A 25,424-nucleotide genomic window follows, 5' to 3' on the forward strand; every position below is an offset into this window, starting at 1 on the left:
CGGCGCGTCGCCTGCGCCCCAGCGGGCGGCGGCACGCTCCCCGTGAATGTCGGGTTGGAGCCCGGACCACTTATAATCGCCGGTTTCGACCCGGCCGCTCAGCGCGGCAGGCCGCTTAAGCGCGGCCCGGGCTTCGTCCGCAAGCCGCCCATTCTAATGCGTGGATGTTTCAGCGCCGCAAATTAGAAAATCGGCGTGCCGGGCCGAACCGGCGTCGGCCCTATTTTCATTCGAATTTTTTCATGCTGAAGCTTTCGCGCATCGCAAACCCCGATGTCGCCCGGGCCGCCCGGAATCTCGTCTGGCTCGGCCTCGAACGCCTGACCCAGATCGGCGTCGCGATCGTGATCAGCGGCCTGCTGGCGCGCGCGCTCGGCCCCGACGCGTTCGGCAAATGGCAGTACGCGAACACGCTGCTGCTGGTGCTCGCGCCGCTCACCTGGGTGTGCGGCGCGGAAATTCTCGTGCCCACCATCGTCCAGCGCCCGCCCGACCAGCTCGGCGCGGTGCTCGGCAGTGCGTTCGCGCTGCGCTTTTCGGTATCGGTGGTGGCGCTCGGTCTGACCTGGGGCGGCATCGCCGCCGGCTTCGTCGACCCGCTGGTGGGCGCGATGCTGGCCGGGCTGGCCGTGACGATGGTGCTGCGCGAGCCGTTCGTCGGGGTGGTCAACGCCTGGCTGCAGAGCATGACGTACAGCAAGCCGCAACTGATCGCCAGCATGTTCGCCGCGCTCGGCAAGGCGCTGCTGGTCTGGCTGCTGGTGCGCGCCGCCGCCGCACCGGCCAGCTACGGCTGGCTCTGGGCGCTGGAAGCCGGCGCGATCGCGGTGGCGCTGATGCTCTATTACCGGCGCCGCCACGGCGGCCGGCTCGGCTGGCGCATCGAAGCCCCGCTGTTCCGCCATTTCGCCTCGGCCGGCACGGTGTTCTGGATCGGCCTGGTCTGCATGTATCTGTTCCTGAAGCTCGACCGGCTGATGCTGCAGCAGCATGTATCGTTCGCCGAGCTGGGCCGTTATGCGGCGGCTCAACAATTGAACGAGAACTGGATCACGCTGGCGCTGCTGCTCGCGCAGACCATCGCGCCGGCCTTCATCTACCGCGTGACCGAGGTGCCGCGACTGCGCCGCAACGTGTGGCGCCTGATCGGCATGACCAGCGCGCTGATGATCGGTGGCGCGGCCGTGCTCGACCTGCTCGCGCCGCTGATCATCGGCCGCGTGTTCGGGCCGGGCTTCGAGCAATCGGTGTCGATCTTCCGCTGGGCCGTGTGGCTGTCGGTGCCGGCCGGCGTCGAGGCGATCGGCAATCTGGTCGTGCTCAAATATCAGGCGAAATTCGTGCTGCTCGCGAAATGGGTGCTGGCGCTGGCCGTCGCGGCCGTGACCAACGCCATGGCGATTCCCGCGCTGGGCCTGTACGGCGCGCTGGTCGGGCTGGCCGCCGGCTATCTCGCCGCCGCCTCGGTCAATTTTTATTACATCCGCCAAAAACTGCGCTCATGACGCCCTCCTCCACGCCCGCCGGCGCCCTCGACGACGTCGCGGTGCTGATTCCCGCCTACAACGGCCACGAGGATCTCGAACGCACGCTCGCCTCGTTCGACGAGCCGGCGCCCGTGCACGTGCTGGTGGTGGACGACGGCAGCACGCCGCCCGTCGCGCCGGGCGAGCACGCGGGCCTGCGCATCGAGGTGCTGCGCATGCCGCAAAACGGCGGCATCGAGCGCGCGCTGGCCGCCGGCATGGAAGCACTGGCCGCGCGCGGCTTCCGCTACGCGGCCCGCATCGACGCGGGCGACCTGGCCGCGCCGCGGCGGCTCGTCAAGCAGCGCGCGTTCCTGGCCGCCAACCCGCGCGTGGCCTGCGTCGGCACCTGGACCCAGGTGATCGCGCGCGACGGCCGCCCGCTGTTCATGCTGACGCCGCCCGCCGATCCGGCCCGGCTGCGCCGCACGCGTTTCGCGCGCTCGCCGCTGGTTCATCCGTCGGTGATGCTCGATATCCCGCGGGTACTGGAGGTCGGCAACTATCGCGTCAAATATCGGGCCGCCGAGGATCTCGACATTTTTTTGCGCTTAATGGAACGCTACGATTGCGCGAACCTGCCCGAACTCGGCCTATATTACGAGCTGAACGAAGGCGGCATCAGCGCCACCAAACGGCGTCGGCAGATCCAGTCGACGCTGGCCCTCGTGATCCGGTATTTCGACGTGCGCAACCCCTACGACTGGTGCGGCCTGGCGAAATACCTGCTGCATCTCGTCACGCCGTATTCGCTGCTGCACAAGCTCAAGCGCCGCTCGTTCGCCTCGCGCCGCGCCGCCTGATGCGCGCGCCCCGTTCCCCTTTCATCGCCTCGACATGAGTTCCGTTTCCGCGCTGCGCATCGTTCTCGTCTGCAATACCGCCTGGGCGATCCATACCTATCGTCACGGCCTGATCCGGATGCTCGTGGCGAGCGGCGCCGAGGTGACCGTGCTCGCGCCGCGCGACCGCACCGTCGAGCCGCTCGAACAGATGGGCTGCCGCTATATCGAGCTGCCGGTCGCCTCGAAGGGCACCGATCCGGTGGAAGACCTGCGCATGCTGGCCGCGATGCGCCGCCACTACCGCGCGATCCGGCCACACCTCGTGTTCCATTACACGATCAAGCCGAACATCTACGGCTCGATCGCGGCGTGGCTCGCGCGCACGCCGTCGGTGGCGGTCACCACCGGCCTCGGCTACGTGTTCATTCGCGAGAGCCGCGCGGCGAGCGTCGCCAAGCTGCTGTACCGGTTTGCGTTCCGCTTCCCGCGCGAGGTGTGGTTCCTGAACCGCGACGACCTCGCCACCTTCGAATCGCAGCGCCTGCTCGCGCATCCCGCGCGCGCGCGGCTGCTGCACGGCGAAGGCGTGGACATCGCGCAATTCGCGCCGGCCCCGCTGCCCGAGCGCGACACTTACACGTTCGTCCTGATCGGCCGATTGTTGTGGGACAAGGGCGTGCGCGAATATGTCGACGCCGCGCGCGCGCTGAAGCCGCGCTATCCGCATGCGCGCTTCGCGCTGCTCGGGCCGGTGGGCGTGGACAACCCGAGCGCCGTGTCGAGAACCTATCTCGATGAATGGGTGCGCGACGGCGCGATCGAGTATCTTGGCGAGGCGCACGACGTGCGTCCGCATATCGAGGCCGCCGACTGCGTGGTGCTGCCCTCGTATCGCGAGGGCGTGCCGCGCACGCTGATGGAGGCCTCGGCGATGTGCCGGCCGATCGTCGCCACCGACGTGCCGGGCTGCCGCGATGTGGTGGCCGACGGCGAAACCGGCCTGCTCTGCACGGCGCGCGACAGCGCGAGCCTGGCCGAAAAAATGGCGGCCATGCTCGATCTGCCGGCCGAGGCGCGCCGCGCGATGGGCGAACGCGGCCGCGAGAAGGTATTGAAGGAATTCGACGAAGCGAACGTCGTCGATCGTTATCGGGAAACCATTCGTGCCCTGACCGGCACGGCACTCTGAGGGAGGGCAACGCAATGAGCAACAAGGGCACGATCCTCGTGACGGGCGGTGCGGGCTTTATCGGCTCGCATACGGTCGTCGAACTGCTCGGCAACGGCTACGACGTCGTGATCGTCGACAACCTGGTCAACAGCAAGCGCGAGGCCGTCGAACGGATCGCGAAGATCGCCGGGCGCGCGCCCGCGTTCCACCAGATCGACGCCTGCGACGAAGCCGCGCTCGGCAAGGTGTTCGACGCGCATCCGATCACGGCCGCGATCCACTTCGCCGCGCTGAAGGCGGTGGGCGAATCGGTCGCGAAGCCGGTCGAGTATTACCGCAACAACCTCGACAGCCTGCTGGCCGTGCTCAACGTCATGCGCGCGCGCAACGTCAAGCACTTCGTGTTCAGCTCGTCGGCCACCGTGTACGGCGTACCCGAGCGCTCGCCGATCGACGAATCGTTCCCGCTGTCGGCCACCAACCCGTACGGCCAGACCAAGCTGATCGCCGAGCAGATCCTGCGCGACGTCGAGATTTCCGACCCGTCGTGGCGCATCGCCACGCTGCGCTACTTCAACCCGGTCGGCGCGCACGAAAGCGGCCTGATCGGCGAGGATCCGGCCGGCCTGCCGAACAACCTGATGCCGTACGTCGCGCAGGTCGCCGTCGGCAAGCTCGACCAACTGCGCGTGTTCGGCAACGACTACCCGACGCCCGACGGCACCGGCGTGCGCGACTACATCCACGTGGTCGATCTCGCGCGCGGCCACCTGAAGGCGCTCGATGCCTTGCGCCAGCGCGATGCGAGCTTCGTCGTCAATCTCGGCACCGGCCACGGCTACAGCGTGCTCGACATCATTCGCGCGTTCGAGGCCGCGAGCGGTCGCAAGGTGCCCTACGAAATCGTCGCGCGCCGCCCCGGCGACGTCGGCGAGTGCTACGCGAACCCGGCGCGCGCCGCCGAGCTGATCGGCTGGCAGGCCGAGTACGGCATCGAGCGGATGTGCGCCGACCACTGGCGCTGGCAGGAACGGAACCCGCGCGGGTTCGCCTGAGCGACGGGGTGGCGATTCCACCCCGATTGAACGGCCTGCTGAAAGCCCCGCTCCGGCGGGGCTTTTTACTGGGCGGAACACGCCCGAACGCTCCGCCGCACCGGCCCTGGCCAACGCACGCAAGTCCTTGTCGAATAAGGAAAACGCGAACGCCGACAGGCTAACGGCCGCGCGCATCGCTCCGGTATAATCCGCTGGCTCGAATTCCGGCCCGCCCCGGTTCGCCCCTGCCTCGTTTCCCGGCCCGTCCATGCTCAGCTTCGCCGTCGCGTTCCTCGCCTCCCTGCTCGTCACGCTGCTCATCATCCGCTATGCGCATCTGCACGAGAAATTCTCGATCGACCACGATCTCGCCGGCGTGCAGAAATTCCATGTGCATCCGGTGCCGCGCGTCGGCGGCCTCGGCATCGTCGCCGGCCTGCTGATCGGCTGCGTGCCGCTTGCGCTGCGCTACCCGACCGTCGCCGGCAGCATCGCCGGCCTCGCCGCCTGCGGCATTCCGGCGTTCGGCTCGGGGCTGATCGAGGATCTGACCAAGAAGGTCTCGCCGCGCGCGCGGCTGCTCTGCACCATGGCCGCCGCCGCGATCGCGTTCGCGCTGGTGGGGGTCGCGATCACGCGCATCAGCGTGCCGCCGCTCGACTTCCTGCTCGGCTACACGGCGATTTCGGCCGTCGTCACCGTGCTGGCCGTGGCCGCGCTCGCCAATGCCGTCAATATCATCGACGGCTTCAACGGCCTGGCCTCGATGGTCGCGTTCATGATGTTCGCCTCGCTCGCCTACGTGTCGTTCCAGGTGTCCGAGCCGGTCGTGCTGTCGGCGTCGCTGCTGATGATGGGCGCGATCATGGGCTTCTTCATCTGGAACTTCCCGGCCGGCCTGATCTTCCTCGGCGACGGCGGCGCGTACTTCATCGGCTTCATGCTCGGCGAGTTGTCGATCCTGCTCGTGATGCGGCATCGCGAGGTGTCGGCCTGGTATCCGGTGCTGCTGTTCATGTACCCGATCTTCGAGACGTGCTTCTCGATCTACCGGAAGAAGTTCATTCGCGGCATCTCGCCCGGCATTCCCGACGGCGTGCACCTGCACATGCTCGTCTACAAGCGGCTGATGCGCTGGGCCGTGGGCACGCGCGCCGCGCACGAGCTGACGCGCCGCAATTCGCTGACGTCACCCTATCTGTGGCTGCTGTGCCTGATCGCCGTGATCCCGGCCACGCTGTTCTGGCGGCACACCGTGCATTTGTTCGCGTTCGTGCTGGTGTTCATGTTCGCGTACGTGTGGCTGTACGTCAGCATCGTGCGGTTCCGCGTGCCGCGCTGGATGGTGGTGCGCAAGACGCGCGCGCAGCATCATCAGTAGCCCGATCGTGGATGTGAAAAAAGCGCCTTCGGGCGCTTTTTTGTTGGGCTCTCCGCGACGCCGGCCGGCTCAGGCCTGTGCGCGCGTCGGCACGCTCTGCAAGGTCGGCCCGCACGCCGGCGCATATTCGGGCACCCAGCGGCGCAGGTCGCGGCGCACTTCGTCGTCGGCCAGCACGCGGTGCTGCATGAGCCACGGCAACAGTTCGTCGAGAAGGTTTTCGGGCACTTCGCGCGCCTTCGCGGTACGCAGCTTCGGATGCGGCGTGCGCGTGGTGGTTTCGTCGTCGGCGAGCAGTTCTTCATACAGCTTCTCGCCAGGCCGCAGGCCGGAGAATTCGATGCGGATCTGATCCTCGTCGAAGCCGTACAGGCGGATCAGGTCGCGCGCGAGATCGACGATGCGCACCGGCTCGCCCATGTCGAGGATAAAGATCTCGCCGCCCTGCCCCATGCTCGACGCCTGCAGCACGAGCTGCGACGCTTCGGGAATCGTCATGAAGAAGCGCGTGATTTCGGGGTGCGTGACCGTCACCGGGCCGCCCTTGGCGATCTGCTGCTGGAACTTCGGGATCACGCTGCCGGCGCTGCCAAGCACGTTGCCGAAGCGCACGGTTTCGAACTGCGTGTTCGGGCTCGATTGCTGCAGGGCCTGGCAGGCCATCTCGGCGAGCCGCTTGCTTGCGCCCATCACGTTGGTCGGATTGACGGCCTTGTCGGTCGAAATCAGCACGAAGTGGCGCACGCCATGACGGATCGCCGCGCGCGCGACGCGGTAGGTGCCGAGCACGTTGTTGCGCAGCGCCTGCCACGCGTTCAGTTCTTCCATCAGCGGCACGTGCTTGTAGGCCGCCGCATGGAACACGATGTGCGGCGTGTGGGCCGACATCACGTGATCGAGCAGCAGGGAATCCTTCGCGTCGCCGATGAGCGGCACCACGCGGCTGTCGGGGAAGCGCTCGCAGAGGTCTTCGGTCAGGCGGTAGATCGCGTACTCGGACAGGTCGAACGCGATCAGTTGCGCCGGTGCGAACTTGAGGATCTGGCGGCACAGCTCGGAGCCGATCGAGCCGCCGGCGCCCGTCACCATCACCACGCGATCGCGCAGCAAGGCGTTGACGTGGGGGGTGTCGATGGTGATTTCGTCGCGGCCGAGGAGATCTTCGAGGTCGATCTGGCGGATCTGGGACAGCATGCCCTGCCCCGGCATGGTGGTCAGCGACGGCAGCACCATCGCGTTCACGCCGGCGCGCACGCACAAGGTCGCGACACGGCGCTGCACCTCGACCGAGGCGGAGGGCATCGCGATGATCACGTGCTCGGCCTTGGTGATGTCCGCCCAGTGCTCCAGCTCGGAAATCGGCCCGAGCACCTTGTAGCCGTACACTTCGCGGCCGCGTTTGGCCGCTTCATCGTCGAGCAGGCCGACCAACCGCCATTCGCCGGAACGCGACAGCTCGCGCGCGAGGCTCGCGCCCGCGCCGCCGGCGCCGAGCACCAGCACCGGCTTGCCTTGCCCGACCAGGCCGCCATAGCGGTAGAACTCCTTGGTCGCGCGGTAGAGCGCACGCGCGCCGCCCATAAACAGGAACAGCAGCATGGGCGAGAGCAGCAACACCGAACGGGGAATCAACGGCATCGGCTGAAACATGACAGCGCAGGCCATCACGATGCCACCGCCCGCCACCACGGCCTTGGAGATGCGCAGCAGGTCGGGCAGGCTCGCGAACACCCAGAGGCCGCGGTAGAGGCCGAGGGCGCGGAACAGCAAGGCGTAGATAGGGAGGACCCAGATCAGCGCCAGCAATGCACCGTGAGCGAATTCGATAGGCACGCTCCCGTTGAAGCGAACCAGATACGCAAACAGCCATCCGACCAGCACAGCAAGCAGGTCGAATAGAAACGCGCTCAACGACAGCCAAGATGACTTGCGTCGCAACATCGTCGGGAGACCTCAGGAATTATTATCAGTACGCGCCTGGAACCGGCGCCAACGCATATCGATTGCCAACCCGAATCCGGCCAGAACGCCATACCATGCGAGCAACGCCACCCATTGCTGCATCTCCGGGCGGCCCTTCGCCCACTGGGCGACAATTATGCCGACGAACATTACAAGGTACCAGCAGATCGCCGTATGCCCGTGACCCACCCCGGCTCGAATCATCCGCTGATAGTAATGCTCGCGATGGGCCTGCCAGAACTTTTCACCCCGCGATAGTCGTTTCAGAAGTGTTACAGTTGCGTCGGCAATAAAGGGCGAGAACACCATCGCCGGGAACCAGATCGGCCAGACGTCGTCGCGCCATCCCCAATAGCCGAGCGCACCGGCCAGAAAACCGAGCGGAATCGACCCCGCATCGCCTAGAAACAGCCGAGCGGGGTGGAAATTCAGCAGCAGGAAGCCCAGCGCGGCTCCTGCAACCGCCGCGCCCGACATGGCGAGATCGAGGGAGGGATGGTTTCCGTACAGCGCCGCGAGCGAATAGGCGCCGAAGCCGAAACAGGCCATGCCGCCAGCCAGGCCGTCCGCGCCATCCATGAAGTTGTACAGGTTGATCAGCCAGATCATCGCGAAGCCGAGCGCCGCGAGCAACCACCATGGCACGCCGGCTACCGGATACGCCGACAGCAGCGCGGCGATGGCCGCAAGGTGAGCCAGGAAGCGAACCCGGGCCGGCAGGCCGCGACGGTCGTCGATCTGCGATATCGCCGCCAGCGCGGCGGCCGCCGCCGCAATCAGCCAAAGCCGTGGGGCCAATATCAGCGAAGCCAGTACGCAGACAGGCAGTATCCCCCATCCACCGACGCGAGGCGTCGGGCGGGTGTGCATCGAGCGGGCGTTCGGGATATCGGTGGCCAAGCGCCACGCCCATCCGGTGGCCAGCAGGATGCGGAGTATTGTCGTCGAGACAAAGGCTGCGATCAAGGCAACCCCCGCCACGACGAGCCACGCGGAAATCGCGAAGAGCATGTTATCTATTTTTGGTTGTCGCGCGAACGATACCATGCGGCCGTCGCGTCCAGGCCCTGCTGTGTTGTATAAGGGGCACGCCAATCCAACACACGGCCGATCCGGCTGCAATCGAGCCGCAAACTCTCGGTCAGCCGGGAGATTGTCGCGCTTCGCCCGGTCAATTTGCCCAGCGTCGTCAACGCGGCCACCGGCACCGGAAACAGCCGAGCGCGCCGGCCCAACGCGTCGCCCACCATGCGCAACAAACCCGGCACGGTCGGCGCGTCGTCGTCGGCAACATGGAAGCACTCGCCGACGGCACGCGCGTCGAGAGCGCAATGCAGCAGGGCATCGGCGAGGTTGTCGACATAGACGACACTGCGCCGCGTTTGGATCGCCGCCAGCGGCAATGGAACGCCGTTTGCAACGGCATCCATCATTTGAAGAAAATTGGCCCGCACGCAGGGGCCGTAGACCAGAGGCGGACGCACGATCACGAACTCGAGGCCGCTCGTGCCTGCATAGCGGGCAAGCTCGCGTTCGGCGCGCCATTTCGAACGGCCGTAGGCATCCTGAGGATCGGCTTCGGCGTCCTCGGCAACGGGCACGCCTCGATCCACCTCCGCCATCGCCTTGATGCTGCTCGCGAACACCATGCGGCGGACGCCGCGTGCCCGCGACGCTCCGGCGACGCGCAGCGTACCCATGACATTGGTGTCATCGAACGCGGCATCGGGATCGGGTGCCTCATCGTGCATCACATGCACGCGCGCCGCGAGATGGATCACGGAATCCACGGCCAGCCCGGCAGGCCAGGCGCCCTCCAGGCCATCGAAATCGGCGGTATCGTGCACCCATTCATGAACACCATCGACACACCCACCCGGACGCCGCACCAGCCCCCAGACGGTATGCCCCGCCTCCAGCGCACGGCGGCAAAACGCGCGACCAACAAACCCGTTCGCGCCAGTCACTAGCAGACGACTCACCAGCACCTCCAGCCGAAGCGACGATAGAACTTGAAGGCCGATGCCGCGAACATGCGGATATGGGCGAAGCCCTTGCGTGCCGCCCCGCCGCCGTGATGGACGACGCGCACGGCCGGCACATACGCGAGACGCGCGACCTTGCCCGCACGAAGGCTCAAATCGTAATCCTCGAAATAGAGGAAATAGCGCGAATCGAAGCCGTTCAATTGCTTGAGCGTGTTGGTGCGAAACAGCATGAAGCAGCCGCTGACGATCGGCGGATCGCGGAACACTTCCGTACCTGTCATGCGGTCTCGCATTTCGTAGCGGACGAGCCGCGCCTCGAAGTGCTGCCTGAGCGAGCGCGGCAGAAAACCTCTTACAAACAGATCCAGCAACGCCGGGTAACGTCGGCAGAGAAATTGCAGATGACCGTCCGCATCCTCGACGCGCGGCGACAGCAGGCCGACGTCGGGATGCGCATCGAGAAAATCGAGTGCGGCGACCAGCGCATCGGCATCGAGATCGATATCGGGATTCAGCACGAGGTGATAACCGCTCGACACCCGCTCGATCGCGAGATTGTGACCGCGTCCATAGCCGACATTGCCGTGACCGGCCATCACGATGCAATCGATCCCGTGCGCGCGAAAAGCGTCCAACACGGGCAACGATGCCGGCGAATCGCCGTTATCGATCAGCCACAGTTCCGACCGCTGACCAGGTCGCGCGGCATCGAGTTGCCCGAGCGCAACCAGCAGGCTCGATAGCGTCTGCGTCAACTGCGCCGGACCCATCCGGTAGACGACGATCGATACGGTCAGGAGATTCGTGGGGACGATATGCACCAGGAGTTTTTCCGCTAAAAATGGGGTTCGGCAGCGCCGGGGCAACACATGCCCCTGCCTGGCCGCAAGCCCTCAAGCGCGCGGCGACAGACGGCGGCGCAGGATTCGAATGGCTCGCCACCAGCTTGCCTCGGTCGACAGTAAAGGACGCAAAAACGGCGCACGGACCAGCGCCTTGCGCACCATGCGGCGAACCGTCAACGTCAAACCCTGCCGCCAGGATGGCGCCGTGTCCGATTCGGATTCGGCAGGGCTGAACGTCACGTGCATCGCCCGCTGCCGCTCCAATGCGACGCCATAGGCCTCCTGCAACCTGGCCTGACGGCCCAGCGCGACCTTGCTCGACATCGGCACACGATAACGCGACGTGACGCGCAGAACCGACGTGAAATCGGTCGCGCAGGAGTAACGAACCCACAGCACCCAGTCCTCGAGCTGATCGAGATCTTCATCGAAACCGCCGAACGCTTCATGGAGGCTGCGATGAAACAACACGGCCTGAATCGGCACCAGATTTTCCTGCCAGAGCACCCGCCGCGAATACGGGCGGTACCTGAGCGAAACCGGGCCTTCCCGATAACTGACCGATTCGGCCGTCGATTGCAGGAATTCGGTCGGCACTTCATGCGATGCGCTGTAGACGAGCCGATTCGTGCCCTGCCCGGCAGTTTGCATCAATGTCTCGACGTGATCGGCGTAGAACTGATCGTCGTCGTCGAGAAAGCCGAGCCATTGTCCCTTCGCCAGCGACAAGCCGAGATTGCCGGCCGCGCTGCGGCCGACATGCGCCTCCGTCGCGACGTAACGCACGTTCAGATGTCCGACGAATTCCCGCTCCACCATCTCCCGGCTGTGATCCGGGCCATCCTCCACCACGATGACTTCGAGTTGGGGATAGGTCTGGTTCTGCAGCGACTTCAGCGCCTCGCGCAGCAAAGCCGGACGGCGATGGGTACGTACGACGATCGATACCAGCGGTGCCGACCGCCTGTCCACCGGGTCGGTTGCCAAGGCGAAGAAAGCACCGTCACGTCGGTCGCCGTAACCCCAGAAGCGAAATTCGGGACGAAAGCCGCGTGCGCGATAAGACACTCCGGTCCGTCGGAAATAGGCCGCACTTTCGAGATAGCGAGCCAGTACGGCAATCAGCTCACGTCGTGCCCCGGGGAATCGTGGCCGCCTCGCGAATTCAGCCAGCCAGCACACGAAACCTCGCAGCACATCGCCCCACGAGCCGAAACGGGTGCGCAGTTGCAACGATGCCAGAACGCCCTGCGTGATCTGCAATGGCTTGACCTCGGCGGCCGTCGAATAGGTCAGGTGTACGGCCACGGCACGCGGCACGTAGCAAAGCGCCCAGCCCTCGGCCCTCTGCCGCCATGACATGTCGACATCCTCCCCGTACATGAAGATGCGCGGCTCGAACCCGCAAACCTGAGCGAACGCCGCGCGTCGGAACACGACGGCAGCACCCGTCACCCAATCGGTACGCAGCGTGACAGGATCGTAGAACTTGGGGTGCTCGTACGGCACCTGGCGCAATTCCCAGGCACCGACATCGGCAGATGACGCATCGATCGACGCGCGCAGCTCCGCCAAAGCATCGGGCCATAGGCGCGTGTCGGGATTCAAGACAAAGAAGAACGGGGCATCCGACGATTCGAACGTGGCGTTGTGTCCGACGCCGAACCCCAGATTCCCTGTTGAATGAACCAACCACAGGCCGAACGGATAGCCTGCGCTGGTCTGCACGAATCGATCCCAGCGCTCACTGTCGGCGGGATCGTTATTGCGAAGCAGGACACGTACTTCGAGATCCCCACCGCACGTTTGCGCAGCCAGGCTGTCCAGCAGGTCGGCGACTACGGCCTCCGCCTGCCGGTACACCACGATGGAAATATCAAAGCGCATGTTTCTTCCTGCTTGCGCGTCAGCCCAACCGGCGGACGATCCGGCGAGCAACGATCTTCAGGTTGTCATAGCCCTTGCGAGCAATCCGGTACAGCCTCGGATGACGAATGAAAAACCGCCGCAAGATATCGAGTTGCGCTGTCTGCTGCAATGTCGCGACGTCGTAACCGAGCTTGCGGATCAGGTTGCGCTGATCAACAATCAGCTTGATCGTACCCGGCGGGAAGATGTGATATTGCTCGTTGTGCTTCGCGATGATTCTGTCGTAATCGCGCTGCCATTCCTCCGGCGAATGAATCGAGAACGACGATTCGCCAGAACGCCATTTGCGATAGATCCCGGTGATTTCCGGGCTGCTTTCGACACCGCAAACGAACGCCGTCCGCATCTCGAAATCCCAGTCCTCAGCCGTATCGAGTTCCTCGTCGAATCGAATGCCCAGATTCTGAAAGGCCGCGCGCGGAAACGACAGCGAGACCGGCGGAGAATAGTTCTGCGACAGGTGGTTGAAGAAATCGAAATGCGCCGGATAAGGCGTCGTGATCGAGGAAGTGGTCCGGTATCCGAGCGCACCGTCGGGCCGCACGCCCGTGGACGTGATGTCCTGCTCCGCCGCCGTGGTACGCAGCACGCATCCTGCGGCACGTTCGGCCAGTTGCTTGAACGTCTCGACCCAGTGAGCGAACACCAGTTCGTCGTCGTCGAGAATCGACACGTACTGCCCTCGTGCTGCCGCGAAACCGGCATTCAGCGGCGCGGTGCGCCCGCCATGATCACAGCGAAGCAGGCGAACGCGATTGCGCATGGATTCGGGCAGATCCTCCACGATCCGCGCCACCGCAGCATAAGGTTCGGCTTCAACCTTGTGCGCGACTATGATCACCTCGAAATCCTGACAGGTCTGGGCCGTCAGGCACAACAAGGCATCGCGCAGATTGCCGAGGCGCTTGCCCTGGGTACGGGTCACGACCGACAGGAAGGTGCTTTGTGCCTTGGAGTCGAGCAGCATCGGCACATCCTGACGCGCGCCCGGTAAATAGGCACGAACCAGCTCGTTGATCGTGCCGAACGGATCCGCCGCGCTGCGCAGTTGCCGCAGATACCGCGATACCGCCGTTTTGCCGGTCAACAGCGGGTGCGCTTGCGGAAACGACTGATCGCTCACCTCGAGGTGATAGTCATGCGCGCCCACCTGATGCCAGCCGGCGCGCTTGGCCATCGCCGCCAGCAGGCTGTCAGTGTGATGGATCACATGCGTATGATCGAGCAAGCCGACTTCGGTGTAGTCCCAACGCCCGGCCAGCAGCTTCGCGCCCAGATCCCGGTGGCCGACGTTCGGCACGGCAATCACGAGGAGAATCGCGCGCTGCGCGGCATAATCATGCAAACGATCGAGCAGCAGCGGCCCGTTCGTCACATGTTCGAGAATGTCGATCATCGAGATCGACACGACCTCGCGCCCGGCAACGACGTCGTCGATTGCCGCAAACACCGCGTCAGGATCATGCAGGTTGATCTGACGCCCGTCGAAACCGCGCTCCTTCAAATTCAGCAGCGAATTCTGATCCGCGTCGAACCCGATGTAGGTGAGGCCGAGATCGCGCACCGGCTCGGCAATGGCGCCATATCCGCAACCGATATCCAGGTGCACGCCGCTATTCGCGCCGAACTCCTGAACCAGGTCAACGACGTTGGCATACACCGAATTCTGGTGGTAGTGGAACTGATAAGTTGCATTCATGATTTAGAAGCGGTGTTTCGCGTAATAGCCGCCGACAAACTGGGCCACGCGGTGGTCTCGGTCGATCTGGGCCGGCAATTGGCCCGCAGTCTTGAGTTCACGATATTTTTTTGCCGCCTTCTGCTCGAGCTCACTGCCCGCTGCCAGCAACTGGCGCTCGATACGATCCGCCAGCGCGCCGTTCGAGAACTTGTGCGCGAGGATCATCGCGGCTTCGGCCGAGTAATACTCTTCCGCGCCACCGACGATCCACTTGCCCGCCGTCGACAGGCGCTTGTCGTGAAACAAGGCTGCCGAAGGTTGAAACACGACCTTGTAGCCTGCCAGACGAACCCGCCACGAAAAATCCACGTCATCGCAGTACAAGAAGAACGATTCCGGATCGAATCCGTTCACCTCTTTTGCAACGGCGGCCGAGACCAGCGCACAGGCCGTGGTGGCCCAGCTCGTCTCACCCGTCACCGCGTCGTAATCCTTGGCATGTTCGATCGGCACTTGCCGCGCTTCGACAATACCCACGTCCGGCTTGTGCATCGGACGAACCAGTTCGACGAAGATGTTCGGCGCCACCAGCGTGTCGGGATTCAGGATCAGCACGAGCTCCGTTTGCAGATCCTCCAGCAACCGGTTCTGTCCGGCCGCCGAACCGAGATTCGCGTTGAAGAACGTGTATTGAATCCGGGCGACACCTTGCGGAAGGAATTTGGCAGCCCGTTCCTCGATTTGTTCGGGTGTGAACACAGGCTCCGGCGAGCAATCACCCAATGCGACCTCGACCGAGGACAGCACGCCCGCGGCAACCGCCAGGTCGGCCGCACGCGCAATGCTCTCAAGCGCCGAATCAATGTGCGCTTGCGCGTTGTTATACAGAACCGACTGAATCCGCAGCGAAGCAGGGCCGGTAATAATCGTGTCGTGCAATGGCACCGTTCACCTCTGTGATGGGGATTAGTTCTTTCGATTGAGTTCTTCTGCGATCCAGCTCTGTAATGCATCGATGCCGCGTTTCAACGACCACTGCGGCTCCCAGGCGAGATGCGTCAGCGATTCACTCAGATCGCAAGCCGCATGTCGTACGTCGCCGTCGCGGAATGCACCATTGACCTGCGGTTCGGGCGCACCGTAATGCGCGGCCACCACGCGCGCCATCTCCAGGATGCTCGTGGCCTCACCGGAGCCGATGTCGAACACGGACAGCGGAGCCGGCTCACGCGCCAACCCGGCCACAATGGCATCCGCCACATCGTCGATGCTGACGAAATCGCGCGTCACATGGCCGTCCTCGTAGAGCGGGATGACCTTCTTTTCACGCGCCAGCCGCGAGAAAAGCGCAACGATGCCGGTGTAGGAATTGGTCAGCGACTGGCCAGGGCCATAGACGTTCTGCAAGCGCAAAACCGTCAACGGCGTCTTGGTCGCCAGCGTCCAGGCCGACAGCGCGTGCTCCTGGGTCAGTTTGGTCGCGCCATAAACACTGGTGGGGCGCGGCTCGGTCCGATCGGCGCGCGACGGCTGCATCGTCAAGCCCGGGAAATCCCACTGCGCAGCCTCCAGCTGTGCACGCCCGCGTTGCCCCGGATAGACCACCGTGCCGTCTTCTTTCTGCCAGGCGCCTTCGCCATAGATCGCGCGGCTGCTGGTCAGCAGGATGTGCTCAACACTGACGCCGTGTCGGACCAGCGCATCGGTGAGGCGCGTCGTGCCGACCACGTTGACGAGCGCATGCCGGCTCGCTTCGGTCAGCGACTGGCCCGTACCGGTTTCGGCAGCGAGATGGATAACGATGTCGGGATGAAAATCCGCCAGCAACACATCCCATGCCTGTGCATCCGTCACGTCGGCCACGACAAGTTCCGCATTGACATCGAGTGCAGCCGGACGCACCGCCTGCGCGTGAATCTGTGGATGCAGGTTGTCCATGACCACATAGCGCGACGCGAGCGGCGCGAGACGTTTGGAAATCGCACAACCGATAAAACCCGCACCACCCGTCACGAGGATCTTCTTGCCGTCCACCCGGCTTACGTTTACGTCGCTCATCACACTCCCTCTTTTTTCATACCGAATCTGGCCCGAAATAACTTCCATCCCTGGCCCGGCCCCCAATTTTTCAACTCAAGCGCGCGCTTCTCGACCAGATGCCAACTGAACCATGCGCACACATAGGTCAGGACGACAGATGCCGCCAAGAAGAATACAAACCCATGCAGATAGGCGCCTACGTACGCCAGCAACTGCTGCACCAAAAATCCGAACACGTAGATGCCATACGAATAATCGTTCTTCGAGCCGATCCGTCGCGCCCACTGCGGCAACCGGCAAGCGAGCCACAGAATCGTGTACACCATGGCAGGATACCCGAGCAGCAGATAGCCCCCCTTGAACAGCGACAACAGATAGACAGCCAGCGCAAACGCACCGAGCTTGTCGGAAATCGGCAAGGTTTTCGAACATACCGCTGCACTCGAACCGATCAGAAAAATCGTACCGTATTGCACGAGGTGGGGATCGCCGGCCCAATGCACGAGTTTCGCCGACATCGCCGGATCAATCGTCTGCACCGCCAGCACGAGCCAGGAAACCAGTGTGGCAGCCAGCAGGACCCGGCGATGCTCGGTCAGGAGTCCAAACACCGCAAACACGCCGATCATCACGTAACACTTCGCTTCGTAGACCAAGGTCCAGATCGATCCGTTGAAGACGCTCTCGGAAATCGACTGACCATACGGTGTGGTATCGCGCAGCAGGTTGTTGATGCCGTACTGGCCGATCGACAGTCGCCAGTTGTTCGTGAGATATCCGAACGCGCCGCCCACACCGTGAGTCCAGTAGCCCTGCAGCGTCCCCATCTCGATATAGTGAATGACGGGCCCCACGCCCAGCGCCGTGACGATCAACACCGCCCAATACGCCGGAAAAATCCGCACACACCGCCGCCACGCGAACTGCATCAGGTCTGCGTGCATGCCGCTCTTTGCAATGAGGAAACCGCTGATTGCGAAAAAACCCGATACGCAAATGCCCCCCATCGAATCCTGGCCCTGCGTCAAGCGCCACATCGGGTCCGATCCGAAACCGCCCAGTGGGAACGCGTGGTCCCAGAGCACCAGGGTGGCGAAGATAAGGCGCAGCAGGCCGAACGCATTGTCATGATTCGACAGGCGCTGCGAGGCCGTGAACGGAGCTTCGAATGTCATGCCTTTGCCTCTGAATCTTTGGAGTCTTTTGATTCTTCCGACGCATCGCGCTCGAGTGTGATTTCATGCATCGGAATGCCGATCAATCCCGTGCTGACACTGGTCGAATGCGATTTGAGCAACACCGCATCATGTAGCCATTGGTGAACCACATGCTCTGCTTGCGAGCCATCGGCAATCGCGATGCTCACCGCGTAATCGCCGACCGGCAACACCGGCATCCGGAACAGGAAGCGTACGGTGAAGTGCTCGCCCGCCGCCACGGAGAACGGCTCCTGCAGCGTCGTGAGGTAGGTGTTGTCACCAAACAGATTCTGCCCGAGCCGATCGCGGACGATAAACCCGACAATCGCACGAGAGAGATCCTGCAACGCCCTGACACCGACGCAGATGCACACCAACTCACCGCCGACGACCCAGTTCAGCGGCCCGCCCGTCGAATCCTCCACGCGCGCGTACTCGATCGCCGCGCCGCCCAATCCGAAATGCTTGGCGTCATGGTTGAACTGAAACAGTTCGATGTCATTGCGCAAGGCCGAGGCATTGACGAGCTCCGCGCGCTGATCGCGCACATCGCCTTCGGAGATCGTACGCACGACCTGGCTGCGCTCGGTCGACCGCCCGGCTCGGCCCGATGTCTGGTGCTGTTCGTCGTAGAACGCCTCGAGATAGGCATCGCATACGTCCTTCGAGGGGCCGACCGCACGCACCTGCCCCTTGTCGAGCCAGACAACACGCGTGCACAGATTGACCACGGCGTTCGTATCGTGACTGACGAACAGGATCGTCCCACTCTCCATGAACGCGCGCAGGAAGCGCATGCACTTCTGCGTGAAAAACGCGTCGCCGACCGCCAGGGCTTCGTCGATCACCAGCACATCGGCGTCGACGTGCGCGATGACCGCGAAAGCGAGCCGCACATACATACCGCTCGAATAGGTCTTGACGGGCTGATCGACGAAATTGCCGATATCGGCGAACGCGAGGATGTCGTCGAGCCGCTCTTCGATTTGCGCCTTCGACAACCCAAGCAGGGCGGCATTCATGAACACGTTTTCGCGCCCGGTGAACTCGGGGTTGAAGCCGGCGCCGAGTTCGAGCAGTGCGGCAACCCGCCCCTGTATCACGACCTGCCCTTCCGACGGCGTCAAGGTTCCGCAGATGATCTGCAGCAGCGTCGACTTTCCCGAGCCGTTGCGCCCGATGATGCCGATCGTCTCGCCCTTTTGCACCCGAAACGACACGTTCTGCAAGGCGTGAAATTCGCTCGGCCCTTCGCTGCCGAGCAGCCGCGCCGGCAACAGCTTCGCCATGCCGCCCAGACGATGGCGCAACGCAGCCTTGAGCCGGTCGGCCGGCCGGGCGAATACGCGAAAATGTTTGCTGACGCGCTCGACAGCGATCGCCGACGATTCAGAGAACATCGGCAAACCCCTTGCGCATCAGTTGGAAATACTTGAAGCCGGCGCAGGCAACCACCGCACCGCCCAGCACCGCCACGCCCAGCGAGGCAAAATCCGGCGCCTGACCGGCCAGCAAGACGGCCCGCGATTGCTCGATGAACAGCGTCAACGGATTCAGTTCAAGCCAGAAGCGATACTTTTCCGGCAAAGCCGACGCCGGATAAAAAACCGGCGACAGGAACATCAGCACCATGGTGAACAAGCCGGTAATCTGCCCAACGTCTCGTACGAAAACACCGGTTGCCGCCAGGAACCAGGCAACCCCTAAAGACAGCAGCATCAGCGGCAGCAATACGAGCGGCAGATACAGCGCCGTCGCGAAAATGAAATGCCGGAAAATCGCGAAACCGGCCAACAACACCACGAGGCTCACGAGCGTGTGGAAGAACGCCGACAGCAACGCGACGATCGGCAGTATTTCCAGCGGAAATACGATCTTCTTCACATAGCTCGGATTATTCAGAATCAACGTAGGCGCACGGTTGACGCATTCCGCGAACAATCCGTGGATCGTCATGCCGACGAACAGCATCATGGCGAACTGCGCGCGATCCTGATCGACCCCGCCCGCCCCCCATCGCGACTTGAAGACGAACGAGAAGACGAACGAATAGACCGCGAGCATCAACAGCGGATTGAAGAACGACCATGCCAGGCCGAACATCGAGCCGCGATAGCGGCCGACGACTTCGCGCTTCGTCATTTGCCAGATGAGCGGGGCGTTACGTGCGATCGAGCCGAAGAGGCTGTGGGGCGTGGTGAGAAATGCTCTGATTATCGGCATTGTTGGAAGCTGTCTCGCTTCTTTCCTGGTTTCATTGAGGCAACAAATCTTTGACACACAGCTCGACAGCATATCGCCAGTCGGGCAGTTCGACGCCAAAACGGGTCTTCAGCGCAAGGTTCGAAAGCGACGAATTGGCAGGGCGCTGCGCCGGCACCGGATACGCGCTGGCCGGGATCGGCAGAACCGTCTTGATGGCCAGAGACGTTGCGCCCGGCGCGCTGCGCCATGCATCAAATACGGCCTCGGCAAAGCCGTGCCAGGACGTCCGGCCCGACGACGTCATGTGATAGAGCGCCGATTCGAATGTGCCAGCCTGGCGCTCGTGCATCGCCACTGCAACTGCCTGGGCGGTACCGTCCGCGATCGAGCGCGCCCAGGTCGGGGCGCCGAATTGATCGGCCACCACGCTCAACTCCTCGCGCTGCGCGCCCAGCCGCAACATCGTCCGCAAGAAATTCTTGCCGCGCGCAGCGAACACCCAGGTCGTGCGGAACGTGAGCCAATCGCCGCCTGCTTCAGCAATCGCGCGCTCGCCGTCGAGCTTGCTCGATCCGTAGACGTTAACCGGACAAGTCGGATCCGACTCGACGTACGGCGCGGTCTTGGTGCCATCGAACACATAATCGGTCGAATAGTGCACGAACAGGCCACCTACGCGTTTCATCGCTTCGGCCATCACGCCGACCGCTTCCGAATTGACCGTGTTCGCGCCTGCCACATCGGCTTCGGCGGCATCGACGGCGGTATAGGCCGCAGCATTGATCAGCACGTCCGGCCGCTGGTCGTCGACCATGCGCACGAGGCTGTCAGGACGCGTCAAATCCGCGCCATCGCGGCCGAGCGCAACCACCTGCCCGAGCACGGACAGGCTGCGAGACAACTCCCAGCCGACCTGCCCGCTTGCACCGGTGACAACGATCTTCATGCGTAGACCTCGGCTTCGCTCAAACGCTTGCCGGCAATATCCTTGGCGGCCAGTTGCGGTTCGCCATCGATCGGCCATTCGATGCCGATCTCCGGATCGTTCCAGATGATGCTGCGCTCGAACTCGGGGAACCAGTAGTCGGTTGTCTTGTAGAGGAACTGCGCAGCGTCCGACAGCACGACGAAACCGTGTGCGAAACCGGGCGGCACCCACAGTTGCCGATGGTTCTCGTCCGACAGCACGACGCCCACCCACCTCCCGAAATTCGGCGATTGCTTGCGGATATCGACGGCCACGTCGAATACGGAGCCCTCGACCACGCGCACGAGTTTGCCTTGAGCATGCTCGATCTGATAATGCAGGCCACGCAGTACGCCTTTCGCCGAACGCGAATGATTGTCCTGCACGAACTGGACGCCCGCCTCGACCTGCGCATCGAATTCACGCGCCGTGAAGCTTTCGTAAAAGTAGCCACGTGCGTCGCCGAACACTTTCGGCTCAATGATCTTGACTTCGGGAAGCGCCGTTGCTGTTACCTGGATGGCCATGCCACATGATCCGTAAGAAGGTTTTTGAGGTACTGACCGTAGCCGTTCTTGGCCAGCGGCTGAGCGAGCTTCATCAATTGCTCGGCATCGATCCACTGTCGGCGATACGCGATCTCTTCCGGGCAAGCCACCACGAGCCCCTGACGCTTCTGCAGCGTCGCGATGAAGCTGGCTGCCTCGATCAGCGAATCGTGCGTACCGGTATCGAGCCAGGCATAGCCGCGGCCCATGATCTCGACGTTCAATGCGCCATCTTCAAGGTAGCGCGAATTCACATCGGTGATTTCCAGCTCGCCTCGCGGCGACGGCTTGATATCGGCCGCGATGTCGCACACCCGGTTGTCGTAGAAATACAGGCCCGTCACGGCGTAGTTCGAGCGCGGCTTCACCGGCTTTTCCTCGATCGACAGCGCGCGGAACGACTTGTCGAATTCCACCACGCCGTAGCGCTCCGGATCGTGCACGTGGTAGGCAAACACCGTGGCGCCGGCTTGCCGTGTATTGGCGCCTTCGAGCTGCTTCGCCAGATCGTGCCCGTAGAAAATGTTGTCGCCGAGGATCAACGCCGACGGATCGTTGCCGACGAACTCCTTGCCGATGACGAACGCCTGCGCGAGACCATCGGGCGACGGCTGCACCGCGTACCGGAGGTTCATGCCCCACTGCGAGCCGTCGCCGAGCATCGCCTCGAAACGCGGCGTGTCCTGCGGCGTGGAGATGATCAGCACCTCGCGGATGCCGGCGATCATCAACGTCGACAGCGGGTAATAGATCATCGGCTTGTCGTACACGGGCAGCAGTTGCTTCGACACCGCGTGCGTGATCGGATACAGCCGCGTGCCGGAACCGCCGGCCAGAATGATGCCCTTGCGTGCCATCGCTTCGCTCCTCGTCAAGCGCGTTGCGCGTAGTTCATCTCGACCCACTTGCGGTACTCGCCCGAAGCCACTTCGGCAGCCCACGCCTGATTGTCGAGATACCAGCGCACCGTCTTCGCCATGCCGGTTTCGAAGGTTTCGGCCGGCTTCCAGCCGAGTTCGCGTTCGAGCTTGCGCGCGTCGATCGCGTAGCGGCGGTCGTGGCCGGGGCGATCGGTCACGAACGTGATCTGCTCGCGGTACGAGCCGCTCGCCTTCGGCTTCTGCTCGTCGAGCAAATCGCACAGTACATGCACGACATCGAGGTTCTTCTTCTCGTTCCAGCCGCCGACGTTGTATGTCTCGCCGGGCAGGCCGCGCGCGAGCACTTCGCGGATCGCCGAACAGTGATCGCCGACGTACAGCCAGTCGCGCACGTTCTGGCCGTCGCCGTACACCGGCAGCGGCTTGCCGGCCAGCGCGTTGGCGATGATCAGCGGGATCAGCTTTTCGGGGAATTGATACGGGCCGTAGTTGTTCGAGCAGTTGGTGGTCAGCACCGGCAGCCCGTACGTGTGGAAATAGGCGCGCACCAGGTGATCGGAGCCGGCCTTGGTGGCCGAGTACGGGCTGTTCGGCGTGTACGGCGTGGTTTCGGAAAACTGCGGATCGGTGGCCGACAGCGAACCGAACACCTCGTCCGTCGAGACGTGCAGGAAGCGGAACGCGGCCTTGGCCTCGGCATCGAGCGTGTTCCAGTACTGGCGCGTCGCCTCGAGCATCGTGAAGGTGCCGACCACGTTGGTCTGCACGAAATCGGCCGGGCCGTGGATCGAGCGGTCGACGTGGCTTTCGGCCGCGAAGTGCAGCACCGCGCGCGGACGATGCTCGGCCAGCAGCGCGTCGATCGCCTCGCGGTCGCAAATGTCGACGCGGGCGAAGATATGGTTCGGATTGTCCTGCAGCGACTTCAGGGTGCCGAGGTTGCCGGCGTAGGTCAGCTTGTCGACATTCACCACCGGCTCGCCCGATTGCGCGAACCAGTCGAGCACGAAATTGGCGCCGATAAAACCGGCACCGCCCGTCACCAATATCATGGGAATCCCTTGTCGAAAACGGAGTCTGGATTGGCCGAAAATGCGGAAAGTCCGCATTCGACCCCTCGGAATGCGCGCCGTGAATCGCGAGTATCTGTAGTTCTCTGGCTCATGGCCGTGCTGTAGGCCACATACCGCATAGGGCAGCAATTATAAGGCCTGTGTCATGCCAAAAAACACGCCACTAACAACTTGCAACAGCTTGACAAACGTCGAAACGAGCGCATTTTTCTCGTTGAATCATCTCAAAATAAGTCGAATCTGCGCAAATTCCACTCGCGACTCCGGCCTGTCGAGGGGTCGACCGACTTGTGATACCGTCTGTCGCAAGTCAGTCAAGAATCGTCAAACCGTCACCTCGTTTCCAAGCAATGACCTACGTGTCCGGTCCAGCCGCGCCCATCGCGTTCGGCGACCTCCAGGGCTGCCATGCCCCATTCCTCGAATTGCTGTCCCGCCTGTCGCCCGCCGCCGATACCCCGCTCTGGTTCGCCGGCGATCTCGTCAACCGCGGTCCGGCGTCGCTCGCCACGCTGCGCGCCGTGATCGCGCTCGGCGAACGGCGGGTGGCCGTGCTCGGCAATCACGATCTGCACCTGTTGGCCGCCGCGGCCGGTATCCGTCAGCTCAAGTCGGGCGACACGCTCGCCGAGATCCTCGATGCGCCCGATGCCGGCGAACTGCTCGATTGGGTTCGCCACCTGCCGTTCGCGCATTACGACAGCGGCAAGCTGATGGTGCATGCGGGCGTGCTGCCGCAATGGGATGTGACGCTGGCGCTCGAACTGGCCGACGAATTGCAGCGCGCGCTGCGTGCGCCGGACTGGCAGGACACGCTGCGCACGTTCTACGGCAACGAGCCGAATCGCTGGAAGGACGGGCTGACCAAGACAGAGCGGCTGCGCGTGGCATTCAACGCGTTCACGCGAATCCGCTTCTGCACACCCGACGGCGCGATGGAGTTTCGCGGCAACGGCGGCCCGGAATCGGCACCGGACGGGTATCTGCCGTGGTTCGACGTGCCGGGCCGGCGCACCGCCGACACGACCGTCGTGTTCGGTCACTGGGCCGCGAACGGGCTGATGCTGCGCGAGCGGCTGGTCGCGCTCGACTCGGGCTGCGTGTGGGGCAATCAGCTATCGGCCGTCGCGCTGGCCGACGATCCGGCCGCGCGGCGCGTCACGCAGGTCAGTTGCGCGCATTGCCAAGTCGGCAAACGCTGAACGGCGCTTGAACGGGTGCAGGATTGCGCCCCGCGGAAACGACACAGGCCGCGCCGGTATCCGGCGCGGCCTGTTGTCCGTGATCGATCCGATCGAAGCAACGATCAGGCGTCGCGTCGCGCAGCCGTCTCGGCGTCGGGCGCGGCGGCCACCACGGTTGCGGCCTGCGCCTCGGCGGCGGCATCGGCGCCCTCGCTGCCTTCCGGCGGCAGTTCGTCCTGCGCCAGCAAGGCCAGCGCTTCGGCTGTCGGCTTGCCGGAAGCGGCCTGCATTTCGGTCAGCGCCGCCATCACGGACGCCCGCGCGAGCGCCGACAGCTCGCGCCGGTCGGGGCCGGCCTCGATCGGCTTGCCCACGTACAGATGCGCCACCAGCGGCCGATCGCTCAGAACCCGGTCGAGCGAGCGCCCGAGCGACATCTTGCCGGTGTAGGCCGGTGCCAGCGACTGCCGCCCCTGCCCGTCCTCGTACATGATGCACACCGGCTGCACCGGGCACCCGGCCTCGACCGCGGCCTGAAGCAGGTTCGCGTGGAACGGCAGCAGGTCGAGCCCGTTCGAGGTGGTGCCTTCGGGAAACACGCACATCAGTTCGCCGCCATTCAGCCGCTGCGCCAGCTCCTGCATGATCCGCAGCGCCTCGCTGCGCTTCTCGCGCTTGAGGAACACGGTGCCGAGCTTCTCGGCGAGCCAGCCCACCACCGGCCATTGCCGCACCTCGGCCTTCGAGACGAACGGCGTCGGCCGCCACGCGTTGATCACGTAGATGTCGAGCCACGACACGTGGTTGCCGACCACCAGCGCGCGCGAATCGAGCCGCGCCTCGTCGTGATGCACCACCAGCCGCAAGCCGCACAAGCCCAGCATCTTCACGGTCCAGTCGCGCGTGAGCGCCTGCTTGCGGGCCGGGCTCACGCGCCCGAACAGCAAGGCGATGGTCGCCATGCCGCGCAGCAGATGCAGGATCAGGCGCGCTTTGCGCAACGCTTTCATGGGCAGGCTCCG

Annotated in this window: 22 protein-coding genes; 6 read left to right on the plus strand and 16 right to left on the minus strand. The window is 63.8% G+C overall.

What is annotated here, in order from left to right:
• The first annotated feature begins 242 nt into the window (after window positions 1-242).
• From AB4851_RS31775 to AB4851_RS31795, 5 genes are all read left to right on the plus strand, one after another.
• Window positions 243-1,505, plus strand: a complete 1,263-nt coding sequence (locus AB4851_RS31775; protein WP_414450222.1) for a lipopolysaccharide biosynthesis protein — start codon at window positions 243-245, stop codon at window positions 1,503-1,505.
• The gene (locus AB4851_RS31780; protein WP_414450223.1) at window positions 1,502-2,329 is read left to right on the plus strand and encodes a glycosyltransferase; all 828 of its coding nucleotides are present in this window, start codon (window positions 1,502-1,504) and stop codon (window positions 2,327-2,329) included. The genes AB4851_RS31775 and AB4851_RS31780 overlap by 4 nt, the downstream gene beginning before the upstream one ends.
• A 34-nt stretch (window positions 2,330-2,363) precedes the next feature.
• Entirely contained in the window at window positions 2,364-3,500 is a 1,137-nt protein-coding gene (locus tag AB4851_RS31785) for a glycosyltransferase family 4 protein (RefSeq protein ID WP_414450224.1), read from the plus strand.
• Window positions 3,501-3,514: 14 nt separating this feature from the next.
• Entirely contained in the window at window positions 3,515-4,537 is a 1,023-nt protein-coding gene (gene galE / locus AB4851_RS31790) for a UDP-glucose 4-epimerase GalE (RefSeq protein ID WP_414450225.1), read from the plus strand.
• Between the two features lie 250 nt (window positions 4,538-4,787).
• Window positions 4,788-5,900 (plus strand): MraY family glycosyltransferase, encoded by a 1,113-nt coding sequence (locus tag AB4851_RS31795; protein ID WP_414450226.1) that lies wholly within the window; start codon window positions 4,788-4,790, stop codon window positions 5,898-5,900.
• A 69-nt stretch (window positions 5,901-5,969) separates the two neighbouring features.
• Here AB4851_RS31795 and AB4851_RS31800 read toward each other — a convergent pair whose 3' ends face one another.
• The 15 genes from AB4851_RS31800 to rfbB form a co-directional block, all read right to left on the minus strand.
• On the minus strand, window positions 5,970-7,841 hold the full coding sequence (locus AB4851_RS31800; protein WP_414450227.1) for a polysaccharide biosynthesis protein: 1,872 nt from the start codon (window positions 7,839-7,841) through the stop codon (window positions 5,970-5,972).
• Between the two features lie 12 nt (window positions 7,842-7,853).
• Window positions 7,854-8,873, minus strand: a complete 1,020-nt coding sequence (locus tag AB4851_RS31805; protein ID WP_414450228.1) for an MraY family glycosyltransferase — start codon at window positions 8,871-8,873, stop codon at window positions 7,854-7,856.
• Window positions 8,874-8,878: 5 nt separating this feature from the next.
• Window positions 8,879-9,844 carry an NAD-dependent epimerase/dehydratase family protein gene (locus tag AB4851_RS31810; protein ID WP_414450229.1) on the minus strand — a complete coding sequence of 322 codons (966 nt, stop codon included), beginning with the start codon at window positions 9,842-9,844 and terminating at the stop codon, window positions 8,879-8,881.
• A complete protein-coding gene (locus AB4851_RS31815; protein WP_414450230.1) occupies window positions 9,841-10,671 on the minus strand; it encodes a glycosyltransferase family 2 protein in 831 nt (276 codons plus the stop codon). The genes AB4851_RS31810 and AB4851_RS31815 overlap by 4 nt, the downstream gene beginning before the upstream one ends.
• Window positions 10,672-10,743: 72 nt before the next feature.
• Complete coding sequence (locus tag AB4851_RS31820) at window positions 10,744-12,582, minus strand: glycosyltransferase family 2 protein (RefSeq protein WP_414450231.1); 1,839 nt, start codon at window positions 12,580-12,582, stop codon at window positions 10,744-10,746.
• A 19-nt stretch (window positions 12,583-12,601) separates the two neighbouring features.
• Window positions 12,602-14,326, minus strand: coding sequence for a glycosyltransferase (locus AB4851_RS31825; RefSeq protein WP_414451993.1), 1,725 nt, complete (start codon window positions 14,324-14,326; stop codon window positions 12,602-12,604).
• Window positions 14,327-15,250 carry a glycosyltransferase family 2 protein gene (locus tag AB4851_RS31830; RefSeq protein WP_414450232.1) on the minus strand — a complete coding sequence of 308 codons (924 nt, stop codon included), beginning with the start codon at window positions 15,248-15,250 and terminating at the stop codon, window positions 14,327-14,329.
• A 21-nt stretch (window positions 15,251-15,271) separates the two neighbouring features.
• On the minus strand, window positions 15,272-16,363 hold the full coding sequence (wbiB, locus tag AB4851_RS31835) for a dTDP-L-rhamnose 4-epimerase (protein WP_414450233.1): 1,092 nt from the start codon (window positions 16,361-16,363) through the stop codon (window positions 15,272-15,274).
• Window positions 16,363-17,520 carry an acyltransferase family protein gene (locus AB4851_RS31840; RefSeq protein WP_414450234.1) on the minus strand — a complete coding sequence of 386 codons (1,158 nt, stop codon included), beginning with the start codon at window positions 17,518-17,520 and terminating at the stop codon, window positions 16,363-16,365. The genes wbiB and AB4851_RS31840 overlap by 1 nt, the downstream gene beginning before the upstream one ends.
• Complete coding sequence (locus AB4851_RS31845; protein WP_414450235.1) at window positions 17,517-18,944, minus strand: ABC transporter ATP-binding protein; 1,428 nt, start codon at window positions 18,942-18,944, stop codon at window positions 17,517-17,519. Before AB4851_RS31845 ends, AB4851_RS31840 begins: the two co-directional genes overlap by 4 nt.
• A complete protein-coding gene (locus AB4851_RS31850; protein WP_414450236.1) occupies window positions 18,934-19,767 on the minus strand; it encodes an ABC transporter permease in 834 nt (277 codons plus the stop codon). Before AB4851_RS31850 ends, AB4851_RS31845 begins: the two co-directional genes overlap by 11 nt.
• 31 nt (window positions 19,768-19,798) lie before the next feature.
• The gene (gene rfbD, locus AB4851_RS31855; RefSeq protein ID WP_414450237.1) at window positions 19,799-20,695 is read right to left on the minus strand and encodes a dTDP-4-dehydrorhamnose reductase; all 897 of its coding nucleotides are present in this window, start codon (window positions 20,693-20,695) and stop codon (window positions 19,799-19,801) included.
• Entirely contained in the window at window positions 20,692-21,243 is a 552-nt protein-coding gene (rfbC, locus tag AB4851_RS31860) for a dTDP-4-dehydrorhamnose 3,5-epimerase (protein WP_414450238.1), read from the minus strand. The genes rfbD and rfbC overlap by 4 nt, the downstream gene beginning before the upstream one ends.
• Window positions 21,228-22,121, minus strand: a complete 894-nt coding sequence (gene rfbA / locus AB4851_RS31865; protein ID WP_414450239.1) for a glucose-1-phosphate thymidylyltransferase RfbA — start codon at window positions 22,119-22,121, stop codon at window positions 21,228-21,230. The genes rfbC and rfbA overlap by 16 nt, the downstream gene beginning before the upstream one ends.
• A 14-nt stretch (window positions 22,122-22,135) precedes the next feature.
• Window positions 22,136-23,197 carry a dTDP-glucose 4,6-dehydratase gene (gene rfbB / locus AB4851_RS31870; protein ID WP_414450240.1) on the minus strand — a complete coding sequence of 354 codons (1,062 nt, stop codon included), beginning with the start codon at window positions 23,195-23,197 and terminating at the stop codon, window positions 22,136-22,138.
• Between the two features lie 371 nt (window positions 23,198-23,568).
• Here rfbB and AB4851_RS31875 point away from each other — a divergent pair, with 371 nt between their 5' ends.
• A complete protein-coding gene (locus AB4851_RS31875) occupies window positions 23,569-24,420 on the plus strand; it encodes a symmetrical bis(5'-nucleosyl)-tetraphosphatase (protein WP_414450241.1) in 852 nt (283 codons plus the stop codon).
• A 104-nt stretch (window positions 24,421-24,524) separates the two neighbouring features.
• On the opposite strand, the gene AB4851_RS31880 is transcribed toward AB4851_RS31875, so the two are convergent.
• Complete coding sequence (locus AB4851_RS31880) at window positions 24,525-25,412, minus strand: lysophospholipid acyltransferase family protein (protein ID WP_414450242.1); 888 nt, start codon at window positions 25,410-25,412, stop codon at window positions 24,525-24,527.
• Window positions 25,413-25,424 lie beyond the last annotated feature (12 nt).

The organism is Burkholderia sp. 22PA0099 (assembly GCF_047497165.1).
In the GTDB taxonomy this organism is placed as follows: domain Bacteria; phylum Pseudomonadota; class Gammaproteobacteria; order Burkholderiales; family Burkholderiaceae; genus Burkholderia.

Bases quoted from the DNA above. Each gene is read 5' to 3' on its own strand.
- galE (WP_414450225.1), top strand. From the start codon at position 3,515: ATGAGCAACAAGGGCACGATCCTCGTGACGGGCGGTGCGGGCTTTATC.
- wbiB (WP_414450233.1), bottom strand. From the start codon at position 16,363: ATGAGCGACGTAAACGTAAGCCGGGTGGACGGCAAGAAGATCCTCGTG.
- AB4851_RS31795 (WP_414450226.1), top strand. From the start codon at position 4,788: ATGCTCAGCTTCGCCGTCGCGTTCCTCGCCTCCCTGCTCGTCACGCTG.
- AB4851_RS31820 (WP_414450231.1), bottom strand. From the start codon at position 12,582: ATGCGCTTTGATATTTCCATCGTGGTGTACCGGCAGGCGGAGGCCGTA.
- rfbD (WP_414450237.1), bottom strand. From the start codon at position 20,695: ATGAAGATCGTTGTCACCGGTGCAAGCGGGCAGGTCGGCTGGGAGTTG.
- AB4851_RS31840 (WP_414450234.1), bottom strand. From the start codon at position 17,520: ATGACATTCGAAGCTCCGTTCACGGCCTCGCAGCGCCTGTCGAATCAT.
- AB4851_RS31805 (WP_414450228.1), bottom strand. From the start codon at position 8,873: ATGCTCTTCGCGATTTCCGCGTGGCTCGTCGTGGCGGGGGTTGCCTTG.
- AB4851_RS31875 (WP_414450241.1), top strand. From the start codon at position 23,569: ATGACCTACGTGTCCGGTCCAGCCGCGCCCATCGCGTTCGGCGACCTC.
- rfbB (WP_414450240.1), bottom strand. From the start codon at position 23,197: ATGATATTGGTGACGGGCGGTGCCGGTTTTATCGGCGCCAATTTCGTG.
- rfbC (WP_414450238.1), bottom strand. From the start codon at position 21,243: ATGGCCATCCAGGTAACAGCAACGGCGCTTCCCGAAGTCAAGATCATT.
- AB4851_RS31850 (WP_414450236.1), bottom strand. From the start codon at position 19,767: ATGCCGATAATCAGAGCATTTCTCACCACGCCCCACAGCCTCTTCGGC.
- AB4851_RS31845 (WP_414450235.1), bottom strand. From the start codon at position 18,944: ATGTTCTCTGAATCGTCGGCGATCGCTGTCGAGCGCGTCAGCAAACAT.
- AB4851_RS31880 (WP_414450242.1), bottom strand. From the start codon at position 25,412: ATGAAAGCGTTGCGCAAAGCGCGCCTGATCCTGCATCTGCTGCGCGGC.
- AB4851_RS31800 (WP_414450227.1), bottom strand. From the start codon at position 7,841: ATGTTGCGACGCAAGTCATCTTGGCTGTCGTTGAGCGCGTTTCTATTC.
- rfbA (WP_414450239.1), bottom strand. From the start codon at position 22,121: ATGGCACGCAAGGGCATCATTCTGGCCGGCGGTTCCGGCACGCGGCTG.
- AB4851_RS31780 (WP_414450223.1), top strand. From the start codon at position 1,502: ATGACGCCCTCCTCCACGCCCGCCGGCGCCCTCGACGACGTCGCGGTG.
- AB4851_RS31775 (WP_414450222.1), top strand. From the start codon at position 243: ATGCTGAAGCTTTCGCGCATCGCAAACCCCGATGTCGCCCGGGCCGCC.
- AB4851_RS31785 (WP_414450224.1), top strand. From the start codon at position 2,364: ATGAGTTCCGTTTCCGCGCTGCGCATCGTTCTCGTCTGCAATACCGCC.